This is a genomic window from Okeania hirsuta (assembly GCF_003838195.1).
GTDB classification, from domain to species: Bacteria; Cyanobacteriota; Cyanobacteriia; order Cyanobacteriales; family Microcoleaceae; genus Okeania; species Okeania hirsuta.
The window spans coordinates 1-14,506 of record NZ_RCBY01000036.1 but is presented as its reverse complement, the minus strand read 5'-3'; the positions used below and the strand labels follow the sequence as shown (position 1 = coordinate 14,506).

General features: G+C 32.2%; 9 protein-coding genes. 7 read left to right on the top strand and 2 right to left on the bottom strand.

All coding sequences use genetic code 11. The features are described 5' to 3' along the window. Nucleotides 1–11 precede the first annotated feature (11 nt). The gene (locus D5R40_RS08760) at nucleotides 12–1,163 is read left to right on the top strand and encodes a glycosyltransferase family 4 protein (protein ID WP_124145009.1); all 1,152 of its coding nucleotides are present in this window, start codon (nucleotides 12–14) and stop codon (nucleotides 1,161–1,163) included. 40 nt (nucleotides 1,164–1,203) lie between these two features. Then, nucleotides 1,204–1,599 carry a hypothetical protein gene (locus tag D5R40_RS08755; RefSeq protein WP_124145010.1) on the top strand — a complete coding sequence of 132 codons (396 nt, stop codon included), beginning with the start codon at nucleotides 1,204–1,206 and terminating at the stop codon, nucleotides 1,597–1,599. Nucleotides 1,600–2,314: 715 nt separating this feature from the next. On the opposite strand, the gene D5R40_RS08750 is transcribed toward D5R40_RS08755, so the two are convergent. Beyond that, nucleotides 2,315–3,340 carry an endonuclease/exonuclease/phosphatase family protein gene (locus D5R40_RS08750; protein ID WP_124145011.1) on the bottom strand — a complete coding sequence of 342 codons (1,026 nt, stop codon included), beginning with the start codon at nucleotides 3,338–3,340 and terminating at the stop codon, nucleotides 2,315–2,317. Nucleotides 3,341–3,986: 646 nt separating this feature from the next. On the opposite strand from D5R40_RS08750, the gene purH reads away from it, so the two are divergent. From purH to D5R40_RS08730, 4 genes are all read left to right on the top strand, one after another. Further along, complete coding sequence (gene purH / locus D5R40_RS08745; protein WP_124154516.1) at nucleotides 3,987–5,531, top strand: bifunctional phosphoribosylaminoimidazolecarboxamide formyltransferase/IMP cyclohydrolase; 1,545 nt, start codon at nucleotides 3,987–3,989, stop codon at nucleotides 5,529–5,531. 788 nt (nucleotides 5,532–6,319) lie between these two features. Further along, nucleotides 6,320–7,240 (top strand): 2OG-Fe(II) oxygenase, encoded by a 921-nt coding sequence (locus tag D5R40_RS08740; protein ID WP_124145013.1) that lies wholly within the window; start codon nucleotides 6,320–6,322, stop codon nucleotides 7,238–7,240. A gap of 393 nt (nucleotides 7,241–7,633) precedes the next feature. Then, nucleotides 7,634–8,251 carry a 2OG-Fe(II) oxygenase gene (locus D5R40_RS08735; RefSeq protein WP_124145014.1) on the top strand — a complete coding sequence of 206 codons (618 nt, stop codon included), beginning with the start codon at nucleotides 7,634–7,636 and terminating at the stop codon, nucleotides 8,249–8,251. A gap of 951 nt (nucleotides 8,252–9,202) precedes the next feature. After that, nucleotides 9,203–10,078, top strand: coding sequence for an ABC transporter permease (locus D5R40_RS08730; RefSeq protein WP_124154515.1), 876 nt, complete (start codon nucleotides 9,203–9,205; stop codon nucleotides 10,076–10,078). A 485-nt stretch (nucleotides 10,079–10,563) separates the two neighbouring features. Here D5R40_RS08730 and D5R40_RS08725 read toward each other — a convergent pair whose 3' ends face one another. Next, entirely contained in the window at nucleotides 10,564–11,466 is a 903-nt protein-coding gene (locus D5R40_RS08725) for a hypothetical protein (protein ID WP_124154514.1), read from the bottom strand. 1,618 nt (nucleotides 11,467–13,084) lie between these two features. Between D5R40_RS08725 and D5R40_RS08720 the strand changes: the two genes are divergently transcribed. Next, complete coding sequence (locus D5R40_RS08720) at nucleotides 13,085–13,642, top strand: NUDIX hydrolase (protein WP_124145017.1); 558 nt, start codon at nucleotides 13,085–13,087, stop codon at nucleotides 13,640–13,642. The last annotated feature ends 864 nt before the right edge of the window (nucleotides 13,643–14,506 follow it).

Here is a 14,506-nt window from a genome sequence, read left to right as displayed (position 1 = left end):
TGGAGATTAAGTTGGCTAACAAGATTAATCAAAAAAAAGGAAATACATTTGTTTTTCTGGAAATTTTATCTCGTGAAGGTGGCATTCAATCTTATGTTAGAGATATTTTCCAGGCTTACCAAGACCTAACAAATTCTACAAATGCTTCTGATTCGGTTCTAGATACTGATATATTATTACTGAGAGATGGATTAGAATGTGAAAATCCCTATCAGTCGAAGAATATAAATTTCTATTATTTAAAAACTCAGCCTCTTTGGTTAGGGCGTTTTAGGTTAGCAGCAAAATTATTATGGTGTTTGCTGAAAAAACAACCTCAACAAGTTTTTTGTGGTCATATTAATTTAGCTCCCTTAGTTCAAATTTTGTGTGTACCTCTCGGCATTCCCTACACAGTTTTGACTTATGGTAAGGAAGTGTGGGAACCACTACCAAACAAATATCAACAGGCATTAAAACAAGCAGCTCGTATTTTAACTATTAGTCGTTATAGTCGCGATCGCTGTTGTGAAAATAATCATCTAGACCAAGAAAAGTTTCAATTGTTACCTTGTATGGTGGATGAGAATACTTTTATTCCTCAGCCTAAACCGAAAGATTTGATTGAGCGTTACAACCTGGAAGGGGCAAAGGTGTTAATGACTGTCGCTAGACTTTGGTCAGGAGACCCCTATAAAGGTGTTGATGTTACTATCCGTGCCCTTTCTAAGATACTACAAATATTCCCAGAAGTAAAGTATTTAGTCATTGGAAGAGGAGACGACCAACCTCGGTTAGCCAAGTTAGCTCAAGATTTAGGGGTGGAGAAACAAGTTATATTTGCTGGGTTTGTGCCTACAGAAGATTTGGTCAGACATTATCAAGTAGCTGATGCTTATGTGATGCCTTCTCAGGAAGGATTCGGTATAGTTTATTTAGAAGCAATGGCCTGTGGAATACCAGTATTATCAGGTGATGCAGATGGATCGGCAGACCCTTTACAGGATGGAAAATTAGGATGGCGCGTACCCTATAGAGATCCAGAAGCAGTAGCTAATGCTTGCATTGAGATGTTGAAGGGAGAGGACCGAAGGTCTGATGGTAATTGGTTGCGAGAAGAAAGCGTAAAAGTGTTTGGTAGGGTTGCTTTTACTAAAAGGGTCAAACAACTTTTAGATTTGTGATTAGGATATAAAAAGGATGGATATTTAAGGAGATCATGAAGTGAATCAAGGCAATTCAAAGGTATTTAAATTAACACTGGCCAGTATTGGTAATTGGATAATTGTTTTAGCTGTTGTTTGGCTTTTAGGGTCTGTAGGGTTAGGATGGTTAGTTAATTCTGTTTTGATATTAATTGGTTTTATATTGATTGCACCTATAATTGCATTTATTGGGTTACGTTGGTGGTTGAATCGTAATTTAATTATAGATAAATGTCCTGTTTGTAGTTATGAATTTACTGCTTTAAATCAGACTCAATTTCAATGTCCTAGTTGTGGAGAACCACTTAAGGTTGAAGGGGGTAATTTTAGTAGGTTAACTCCTCCTGGTACTATTGATGTATCTGCGGTGGAGATTAATGCAAAACAAATTGAAGAGTATCGGTCAAAAAATTGATTTATTTGAGATTAATTTGATAGTGGAGCCAAGTTAAACAATTAATAATTAATTATTAACAATTACCTATCCTTTAAGAGAAGAGGATTGAAGCTTAAGTAAAATTTTTTCTTTTTTCTCCTTTAAAGAAGAGGCTTTAAACTTTAATTATTCGGTAGAAAATTTTCTCTGAAAGAAAAACATAAGATCTTGGTTAACTAAAATATACTTACTTTCTTTGAGTTAGTTTTGAAAATTAACATTGAGATTTTTTTTAGCTAAATTTATTTTATTTCTAGAGATAGATTCTAGTTAGTCTTGTCAAAGTAGTGATATTAGTTGGCACATATCCTTAGTTATTAAGAACTAATCTACAAAGACCGCTACTTAATTTAATACAAAATGAGCGAGACAAAATGAAAGAGGCAATACTGACTTAAGATGGTAAGTTAATAGCTTTTTATTCTGGTTTAACTAATGCTAATTTGCTATGACATCAATAAAAATTTAATTTAGATAATGAATATAAGCTTTGATGTATTGTAGGAAAAATTCATTGGAAACGGAGCAGAAAACTGAACCTTATATCATGTCCGGTTGAATATTTATAAATAAATAAATGATTAGGGAGTAGAGAGTAGAGAGTAGAGAGTAGAGAGTAGGGAGCAAAAAGAGATTTGCGATCGCTAGTGAAAGGATAGTTTTTTTGATAACTAATTATCTGGGCATGATATTATTAATTTCCTGATTTACTAATAAATAAATCTGTAATTAAAGGGAGATGATCTGAACCTAAATTTAAACCTGAATTAGCTCTGGTATTAACGTTTACAACTTTAATTTCTGAACTGATTAAACAATGATCTATGGGAATTTGAAAAAATCTAGATAAAATATACAAGAGTACAGAGTTATTAAATCTTGCAGGCCAAGTGGGAATAATACCAAAACCTAAACGACTATTTCTTAATCCAGTTTCTTGTTCTAATTTGTGATAATCAGGAGACCACATAGTTATATTCAAATCTCCTGCAAGAATAACTGGATGATTTAATTGTTGAATATATTTACTAAGTTTTTTTAATATTTGATTGCGTTGTTTAAAGGTGCTTCTATATATCGGAACAGTAGGATGGGTTGCTATTAAATAAATGGTTTGCTGATTAATGTTGAAGTTGGTAATAATAGTAGGTTTGTTGGGAGCAAAAAATTCTATTGAGTAATTATTGAGAGGAAATTTGCTGTAAACTGCAACAAGTCCATAGGGAGGAGTTCCATAGGTAGACTGAGAAACAGAATTAATTGAATTAGGTAAAATATCAGATAATCTTTGTAGATTTTTAAACCACTTATTAGTAGGTTCTAAAAAAATTGCTATATCTGGATTTTCTTGTCTTACCATTTTGGTGACTTGTGAATATTGAGAATTTCTGCCTCCGTAAAGGTTATAAACTAAAATTCGCAGGTTAGGAGTTTCTTGGCTAATACCATTTTTATGAATATACCAAGGTAAAATTGGGGTGAGGTTAATAATTGTGCAAAATATGCCTACTAATAATAATCTCTTTTTGCCTGTTATACCTAAGCAGCACAACAAAATTAAGCTGATTACAAAATATTGAACTTTAAAATGAGAGATTAGCTCGAAAATGATACCTTTTTGCCAATAACCTCCTAGAGAAAACAGAGTAGTAATAATAATTCCTGTGGTTAATAAGTAACTGAAGATTTGTTTCAGTCGATAAAAGCTGGAGGTTTCCATAAAGGTCAAGGCTTTCCAGATAGAGGTAGTCAATCGACTATTAATAATTGATAATTATTCTACTAACTTTAATCCAATCCACCTTTATGCTAGTTGAATAAAAAGTCATGTCTATAGACGAGTTACATCCAATAACATTACAATACCACAATTTTTAAATTCTTACAGCTTGAGATACTTTTTTCCTTTTGGAGCTTTGCAAAATGTTTTTTTGAGAGCTAATTAATTTAATTGATAATTATTTTTTCTATAGTATCTTGGTTGACTAAAAAATCAATTATAAATACAAATTACATATAAAACAATATTACGATACCACAAATTTTAAGTTATTATAGCTCGAGATGTATTTTTTGCTTTTGGAGCTTTGCAAAATGATTTTTTTAGGACTAATTAAACATTAAACAGATTTGATATTAATCATAAGTAGCGAGGGAAAATTAAACACAAAATAGCTGTATTTTTCCCATCTGACGGCTACCCTACTTAACATCTCAAGAGTCAAAATTAACTTGATTGATGAACAGGCACTTATTTAACTAAAATGTCTGACAAAAACATTAAAAGAATCCGCAAAGTTTGAAGATTCTAATTTTAATTCTTAAAATATAGACTGTTAGTTTTCCTATATCAGGATTTGAAAAAAATGGCACGTTTAGCATTACTCAGCACATCAGATAAAACAGGTCTAATTGACTTAGCAAAAACTCTAGTTACAGAATTTGACTATGAAATAATTAGTAGTGGCGGTACTGCTAAAACTCTGAAAGAAGCAGGAATTTCTGTGACAAAAGTATCTGACTATACGGGATTTCCAGAAATTCTTGGAGGTAGAGTTAAAACCTTACATCCTCGGATTCATGGAGGTATATTAGCAAGAAGAGATTTAGAGCAAGATATTGAAGACTTAAATGCTAATAATATTCGACCTATCGATCTAGTTGTAGTTAATTTATACCCGTTTGAACAAACAATTTCTCAGCCGGGAGTTACCTTAGTAGAAGCAATTGAAAAAATTGATATTGGCGGACCAGCAATGTTAAGAGCATCAGCTAAAAATTTTGCTCATCTAACAGTTTTATGTAAGCCTAATCAATATAATTCATACTTGGAAGAACTACGGAAAAATCAGGGTGAAATATCATTAGAATTTCGTCAAAAATGTGCCTTAGCTGGATTTAAACATACAGCAACTTACGACCAGGCGATCGCTACTTATTTACAAGAGCAACAAACAACTTCTGAACAGGAAAAAGAAACATTTTTCCTCTCTGGTAAAAATATTAAATCTCTGCGTTATGGAGAAAATCCTCATCAATCTGCTACTTGGTATCAAAGCGGAATTATTCCTAGTGGGTGGGCGGCAAGTAAAATTCTTCAAGGTAAAGAATTAAGTTATAACAATTTAGTAGATTTAGAGGCAGCGAGACGTATTATTACGGAATTTTCTGATGCTCCGACTGTGGCAATTCTTAAACATACAAATCCTTGTGGAATTGCAATTAGTGAAACTCTTTTGGAGGCTTATGAAAAAGCTTTTGCTGGAGATTCGGTTTCTGCTTTTGGGGGTATTGTTGCTTTGAATAAGTCTATTGATGCTCCTACTGCGACTGCTATGACTAAGACTTTTTTGGAATGTGTAGTTGCTCCGGGATGCGAACCAGAAGCGGAGGAAATTTTTCAGAAAAAATCTAAATTAAGAGTGTTAATTTCACCTGATTTAAAACAGAGTCCGTCGGAAACTATAAAGGTAATTGCTGGTGGTTTTTTAGTACAAGATAGTGATGATGCAGTAGAAAATTCTAGTGATTGGAAAGTTGTTACTGAAAAACAACCGACTCCGGAAGAAATGGAGGAATTAATGTTTGCTTGGAAGGTGGTAAAGCACGTTAAGTCTAATGCTATTGTGGTGACTAAAAATTTGGCAACTGCTGGTATTGGTGCTGGTCAAATGAATCGAGTTGGGGCAGTAAAAATTGCTTTGGAACAAGCAGGAGAAAAGGCTGTTGGAGGAGTATTAGCTAGTGATGCTTTTTTCCCTTTTGATGATTCGGTAAAAACGGCAGCAGCAGCGGGAATAACTGCTATTATTCAGCCAGGAGGTAGTATGCGAGATAAAGATTCTATTGCTGCTGCAAATGAGTTAGGTTTGGTAATGATACTAACTGGAATGCGTCATTTTTTACATTAATAAAATAGGGAATAGGGAATAGGGAATAGGCGGAAATAATTGATAATTTCTGTACAATAAGTACCTGGACAGAAATATTTATCAAAAGAATTGGGTCGCGCAACCCCGCCTTTTAAGGCGAAATATTTTTGGAGCGAAGCTCAAATCCTCCTTACAAAAATAACTTCTGACTTCGTTAAATACTGGGTTATTCGTAAGTAGATAAAGGTTTGAGTTTTAATTTTCTGTAGTTGATTTTGTCTGCCTACTTATCAGAACTTTTGAGATGAGAAAAAGGTAAAATTTTTAGCCTATAAAATCTTAATGCATGACTTTTTACTTCTGTTGTAGGAGAAATAACCGGATTTGGTATAAGTAACCCAGTAAAAATCTGTATGTATAAGTATAAAAGTCGCCATTTCAGTTATCAGTTGTCAGTGAGAATTCATATAATTTTTCTGACTCTTGGTTCTGGAAGTGGCAAGGCAAAATATAGTCTACTTAGGATGAGAAAAAAGTCGGATGTGGTTTGAAGTATTACACAGTATTAACCAACTTAATATCAAATATTACGATTATAGCGCTACACATTAAGGCTAGGACATAAATAAAGCTAAAACCCTTTTGTATTTTCCTGTTGCCTATTTCCTGTTGCCTTGCATGTAGCGCTATAACTTTTTTTGTAGTTAGGGAAGACCTAGATTTGGCATATAGGAAAATTAAATAAAGAGTAAAAGTTTTTCATACTCCCTACTGCCCTACTTTCATACTCCCTACTCTTTAAAACAATTGATTATTTGGCAAAAATTATGACATTTACTCCACCACAAAATTTACCTCAAGAAGTAAAAATTAACCTATTATTAACAGGAGGACATCAATATACTATTTATCTCAAATCTGATGCACCATTACTCCAACTTTTAGCCAAAACACTATTATCTAAACATCAAAAAACAGAAAATTCTACTCTATTTCAAATTCCTATAGGAGAAGGTCATTCTGCTTTATGTTTTCCTAGCGAACATTTAGTCGGAATGGTGACGGAACCACCAATATATTTGCAGCATTTACAGTCACAAGATACTCAATCTAATATCAAAATTTCTACTCCTCCTCCACCACCGAAAATAGACAATTTAGAATCTCGTTATTTACTTATAGAAAATTTTCTCACCCAATCAGAAAATCAACAATTATTTAATTATGTTTTGCAGAGACAATCTGATTTTGTACCAACTACAACATCAACTAAGGCAGAAAATTATCGTCGCTCTTTAGTATTGCACTCGTTCCCAAAATTCAGAGAATTAATAGTCAACAGAATTCAAGAAGTTTTACCTGATGCGTTAAAAAAGTTAAATATCCCAGAATTTTCAATTGCCGAAATTGAAAGTCAGTTAACAGCTCATAACGATAATAATTTCTATAAAATTCACAATGATAATGGTTCTCCTGATACTGCTACTAGAGTTTTTACTTATGTCTATTATTTTTATCAAGAACCTAAAGCATTTACAGGTGGTAATTTAATAATTTACGATAGTCAAATTCAAGGAAAATATTATGTGAAAGCTGACACATTTAAAACTATAGAACCTAAAAATAATAGTATTATATTTTTTCTAAGTCGTTATATGCACGAAGTTTTATCAGTAAGTTGCCCCTCTAAAGCTTTTTCAGATAGTCGATTTACTATTAATGGTTGGATACGGAGAAATAATGAATAATGAATAATGAATAATGAATAATGAATAATTACAGAATATTTCGGGCAAACAAAAAGTAAGCATTTCCTGCGGAATGCTGCACAAAAATCACTTTTCATTCTCCTTGAATACTAATTCGTTCTTCCAAGATAATGACTTAATAGCTGATAGCTGACTGCTGAATGCTTGCATATTGTGTTGTCTGAGTTCTCAGCTTTTGATATATCTGCGCCTTTCGCTTCGACTACTATATAATTCACCAATAAATAATCTATTAGCTGCCTGAAAATTTCTTTGATATTGAGTCTTTAAATAGTAAAAGATTCTAAATTTCAATTAATTATGGTACTTTATTTGTAGCTTTTGATTATCAAACTTGATTCTCATAACATATCTATAAAATTGGTATAACTAATGATGCTCAGTGACAAAAATAATCAAAATCTGATTAAATCAAAATGTGTGAAAATTGATAAATTTTTAACAGAAGTAGAAAATCAAAAAATTCTAGCATCTGTAATTAAACTAGAAGCATATTTTGAAAAAAGTACTACTAGCATAAATGACTCTGACTTTCGCAAATCAAGAGTCTTACATTTAGCGCCTATTTCCAAAGCTAGAATTAGTAATCGAATTAAATTAGTTTTACCTCAAGTTTTATCGAAACTGAGTCATCAAATATTTCCCATAGCTAAAATAGAAGGGCAAGTAACAGCTCATAATCATGGTCATTATTATCAAGCTCATAATGATAATGGAATGCCTGAAGTTGCTAAAAGAGAAATTACCTACATTTACTATTTTTACCAACAACCTAAAAAATTTTCTGGTGGAGAATTAGTGCTATATGATGGAAAAATAGATAATAATTATTATACTCAGGCAAATTCATTCAAAAAAATTGCACCTATAAATAATACTATTATTTTCTTTCCTAGTCGTTACTGGCATGAAGTTTTACCAGTAAATTGTCCTTCTAAAACTTTTGCAGATAGTCGCTTTACTATTAATGGTTGGATCTGGAGAAATTAAACTGTTAAAGATAGGCTATGAACAATTAATAATGAACAATTAATAATTAATAATTAACTCTACTTCAAACAAGAGAATTGACTAAAAATATTTTTTTTCTTTTCTCTTTCTCCTTGTAGGGTCAAAGTCCGTGGCGCTGTTAAAGAGAGACTTGATATAGTATCCGGATAATTAGTTATCCAATGATTAGCGGAAGACGGAGTCAGGAGTCAGGAAAAAGGAAGGATATGAAAATTAATAATTAACAATTAATAATTAATAATGACCTCTACTTCAAACAAGAGAATTGACTAAAAATATTTTTTTACCTCATTAAATAAAAAAATTTGGTAAGCATTCACCTATTAGCTGTCAGCTCTCAGCTCTTATAAGGAGATAATATATAGACTTTAAAGCCAGTTTTTAGGCGTAAAATTTAATTCTCACTCAATTAGTAAAGCTTTTATCTAGAACTAAAAAAAGTAATAAATGATGGCTGATAGATGACGGCTGAATGCTTACAAAATTTGATGATTTCCGAAAAAAAACCTACTATTGCGAGATAATATTTAGATAAATTATGAAATACTTTTTGTCTGTCATTTTGTCCGTCATTTTTGTGACAATAAAATCTCTCTTATAGCAATTCCTATGCTGGTGAGGTACAAAATTCCTTTTTTTTAGGGAGTAGGGAATAGGTAGTAGGGAGTAGGAAGTAGAAAATAAGAAAAACAACTATGCCTCAGTAACTTGAGAAACGTTATATTACCTAAAAATTGTGGTATAAAGCCTCCTATTTTAAGGGGATAAAAAAATAGAATATTCCTAATGTCAAGCTTCCTTATTGCAGTAGGTACTGATAACTGATAACTGATAACTGAAATAACCTTCCTTTATTCTCCGTTTATATCTCAAATGTCAGTTTTGTATATGCTAAAATGCTATTTCTGAAACCAGAGAAATTATAGAATTATGGTAAGTAGATTTTCAGCAACTAAAATGTTTAATCTGTCTAGTAAACCAACTATTTCAATGCAGATGATGTGGGTAGGCTTAATCATTACAGTTTTATTTATATTGATGGCTATTTTATCTCCACCTTTAGAAAATTTAGACTTGCTCCAAGACCCACAAGAATTTCTTAGTAACCCCATTCATCAATCACCATCTTTTGAGCATTGGTTTGGTACAAATCGTCAAGGTTATGATGTATTTTCTCGAACATTATTCGGCGTACAAGTTGCTTGGCAAGTTGTAATTTTAGCCACAGCATTAAGTTTAATTATTGGCGTACCTCTAGGAATGGTAAGCGGTTATCTTGGCGGTAGAATTGATAAAGTTTTAATATTTTTTATGGATACTGTTTATACTTTGCCAGGATTATTACTTTCAATAACTCTAGCTTTCGTTGTTGGAAAAGGAATATTAAATGCAGCGATCGCTCTGAGTATTGCTTATATTCCACAATATTATCGAGTAGTTCGTAACCATACAGTTAGTGTAAAAAATGAACTTTTTATTGAAGCAGCAAAAGCGATGGGTGCTAATACTTGGAGAGTATTAACTCGTTATTTATTTCTTAATGTTATTCAGAGTGTGCCTGTGTTGTTTACTCTTAATGCTGCAGATGCAGTTTTAGTATTAGGAGGATTGGGATTTTTAGGATTAGGATTACCTCCTGAAACTGCTGAATGGGGAAATGATTTAAGGTTAGCTTTAGATGCTTTACCTACAGGTATTTGGTGGACTGCTTTTTTCCCTGGTTGTGCTTTAACTTTAATGGTAATTGGTTTATCTTTATTAGGGGAAGGATTGAATGAATTTGTTAATCCTAAGTTGAGAAATTAATGAAGAAGGAAGAGGGAATAAGGAAGAAAAAAGAAGGTAAAAGGAAGGTTGATTATTGATATTTTGTTGTTTTAGATATTCTATAAGTCAAGAGTAGTAATGGCAGTTGCTATAAAACCTATTATTGGACTGTTTAATCTTAAATATTGCAGTAGCAAATTTTTAACAGATAACTTCTTCTATAGCGTTTTCAAATGAGATTTCAAACAAGAATTGGTTATTTACTAACAGTAAAAAATTCGGCAAACCTTCTTATACCAATTTGATAAAAGTGCGAGGTTTTAGGTGGTAATGGTTCAAAAATTTAGGATTTTTGTCAAGAGTTGGGCAGAAAAATCAAGGGACGATTCTTCCTACTATCTCCTCTATAATTCCCATTTATCCTGAGTTCCCCTCCTGGGAGGGGTTAGGGGTGGGTTGACTCCTACCCTCAGCCATAAGACTTTTTCAGCAAACCCTAATTATTAATTATTAATTGTTGAAAATTACCATCTACCAAAAGCACCCCATACTGCCCCAGAAATCATGCCCCAAATTGACCCAATACCTGCACCAATAATTACTCCTCTAAGTAAAGTAACTTGACGAATAATTCCTAAACTTAAAAAGAAATCATCCCCCATAGTTGTAGACAAAATAGCTCCAATAATTCCCCAAGCGATCGCTGTCAAAAAACAACCCCAAATTGCTCCAACAATTGCACCTCTTATCCCAATTAATTCTAATGCTAAAGGTAAAGGAGGAGCCATAATTAATCCACCTAATATAATTCCAAATATTGCTCCACCAATAGCACCATTACCACCACCAAAAATTACTGTAGCTATTAATAGTTGAGGCAAGTTACTAGAAGTAATATCAATATTTGCTTGACTCCAAAACAATAAGCAAACTGTGGCAATTATACCTATAATTGTGCCAAAAAAAGACCCCCAAATTGCACCTAAAATTGCTCCCGACTTACCCCAAATTCTCGCACCTCCCAAAAACATAGGAGGTTTAAATAAACTCCAAACAAAACCAAAACTTGCTCCCAAAAATGCTCCTGATATATATGCTTTACCAACATTAGCATCCCGATTTAATATTGCTAACATTAATCCTCCTATAACGCTGCCCAGGAAAAAGCCACCAATAATTCCAAATATTATATAATTTTTGCTAGATTCATCCTGTCTTCCCATTAATGATTTCCAAATTAGGCTAATAACTGTACACCACAAGATACCCATTAATAATGCACTTACAATAGTGACTAAATTTTGATTAATTCCTATGGATAAACCAGCCAAAGTAGCACCAAATAAAACACCCCAAACAGTACCACCAATTGTGCCCCAGATTATCTTATGAACTATATTTGTTTGATTGCTAGGTAACTCTCTCATAATTTTTATTCTTGCTACACTATATCAGGTATTAGATGTTAAGTTTTAGGTGGCTCAACTTTTTTTACCTCATACCTACTACCTAAGACTTACAATCTTATTTTCACTTTAACCTACTACTTAAAATCTTCTTCAATAAACTACTAGAAATCCTGAAAAATTATCTTTACTATCAGGAATTAGAGCATAAGAGGATGCACTACGACAATGCCTAGCACCAATATTCCAAGAGTGTGCTCTATGAAATTTTATATTAATTTTTTTGACTTATATTCCCAAACCTTACCATTTGATAGGGAAAAATTATAATCATTATGCCAACAATTAGCGGATTATTTCTAAACATTTCTGTGCATATAGCAGAAGAAGGAAGGAATAGGGAAAAATTTGGCGTTGTCTGAGTTTTAAGCTTTTGATATATCCTAACCTTTGCTTCGACTGCTATATCACATAAACTAAAAGCATTATCTGAAAAACTATCGATTTTTGTTGTTTGACAATATTTGATGACTATAGAGACTTTTTCATCAGTAGAATTTCCACTTTAATTAGGTAAAAAGGTGTAGTTGTATTTGCACGGACAGATATATTCGCATTCAGCTTCACTAAGTAAACTATGGTTTTTAATTAAGTAGGTAGGTGTTAAAATTTATCGTACTTAGGAAGGCAGAAGGCAGAAGGGAAAAGGCTTATAAACTACTTTACTTTTTGTTAAAGACTTAATTTTTTTCATGCCTATCTACTTATTTTCTAAGATATTCTGGCACAAAATTCATTAGCTTTATATCTTCATCTGCTTTCTACTCTTCAAAAATTAATAATTATCTCTCGTTAAAAATGAAGCAATAGTAACTTGATATTGAGGTCTTTCACTCAATAATTTTTTAGTCTATATTTTGGAAAAATTAAGCATAAACATATCACTTGGAATTAATATCATTTATATCAAAAGCTCACTCTAGTAATTTCATTTGATTTGGGTTAAAAAAAACTAACGCTTTTAGGCAACAGGCAAGAAGGTTTGCCGGATTTTTTACTGTTAGTAAATAACTAACTTTTGTTTGACATTTAATTTGAAAATGCTATCTATAAATATGTTTTTATGAAAAATTATTTTAGACATTTTTTCAGTTTTTTCTATCTCTATACTGGTCGCATTAATTAGCTTGAAAACACCCATGTTTATGATTAAAAATAACAGGTTCATCTTTGTGGTGCTTCAGCCATTCCTGATCGTACAAAAAATCGCTATTAAGGCAGTTACCCTAAAGAAGGCTAACTGATTCAATGCCTCTACTATCAAGCTTTAATATTTAATATTAAAAAGTATTATTTGAAGCGTTACTAAGATTGAATTTTTGTAGATTAGTTGATTAGTATAATTTTTATACAAAAACAAGGTGCAACTCAAAATAAGACGTGCTATACCTAAAAATTTATCAAGTTTCGCCCATCGCTCATAGTGTTATTTAATTCATTTATGGACTGGCAAAAAATCAATAGCTCGAGCTGTAGAAGTATCTCTAATTATCATTTTATAGAAGATAGACTTTAATCAGCTACCTTTTATTCAGACAAAGATGATATGATAGTTAAAACTTATTTTTGATGATATTTTATGCACAATCAAGAACCACCCAAAATTATTAAACAACGTCTGCAATATCAGGGTAGAAAATTTAACTTTGACGTTAACCATCTACGTCTACCCAATGGAGTTGAAGGAGACTGGGAATGTATTCGTCATCCGGGTGGAGCTTTATGTATTCCTGTTACTTCAAATGGAAAATTAATCTTAGTAAAACAATATAGATTTGCCATTAAAGATAGGATTTTAGAGTTTCCAGCAGGTACAATAGAAGAAAATGAAAATCCTGCTGATACTATCAAACGAGAAATAGAAGAAGAAACAGGTTATCGCGCTCATAAATGGCAAAAGTTAGGAGAATTTCCTCTCGCTCCTGGATACTCGGATGAATTTATTTATGCTTTTTTAGCAGAAGATTTAGAAAAGTTGGAAAGTCCACCAGCGCAAGATATTGATGAAGATATAGAAACAGTTTTAATGACACTTCAAGAATTAGAACAGGCTATCTTTGATGGAGAAATTGTTGATGCTAAGTCAATCTGTAGTTTATTCTTGGCTAAACCATTTTTATTAGGAAATAAGAAGTAAGAAGTAAGAAGTAAGAAGGAAGAAGGAATAAGGCGTTTAGTTATCTAGGCGATGAGTTATCTATAACAGAAGGAAAAAGCTTGGGTTCTCTGAATGTTAAGTTTTTGATATTTCCTAAGCTTTGCTTTGACTGCTATATTAACCAATAATTTAGTATCAACGCCTGAAAATTGGTATTAAGCTTAAAATGAAATTTTTCCTTTGAACAAAGCAAGCAAATAACAAAAATGAAGACTGTAAAGGAGTAGCGAAGTAGAAAAAATTAATTTGCAAAACCTATTTGATTTGACAAATAGAAATATTTATTAGCTAAACTACAGTTCAAAAATTAACAGTTAACAATTATTGAAGGAGGAAGAAGATATTTAGTTATCTACCAGAATGGAGTGGGAGAGTAATACCATTTCTCAAAAACTTTTCTACATTTTCTTGAGCTGGGGAGTTGGGGAGTTGGGGAGTTGGGGAGTTGGGGAGAAATAAAAATAATAATAATTAATATTAAATTGACTCAAATTAGCAAAAAGTTTATTAGGATAGTTTAATTACTTAATAACTGAAGTGTTACCTAAGTATAGCATTACTTTTGGTAATTGGTATAAGGGAGTCAGGGAGTAGTAAACATAAGAATAATATGCACTTACTGGCTAATCATCGCTCTTAAGGTTATTAAATCCTACTAATTACTTAATCATTGAAGTTTTGCATCAGCATCGCATTCTTTTTGATAAATGGTATTAAACCCATAAATAAAAACGATAATTAACAATTACCGAAAAATTTTGGTCTAAAGACTCCTTATTGCAGGAGGTACTGATAACTGATAACTGATAACTGATAACTGATAACTGATAACTGATAACTGAA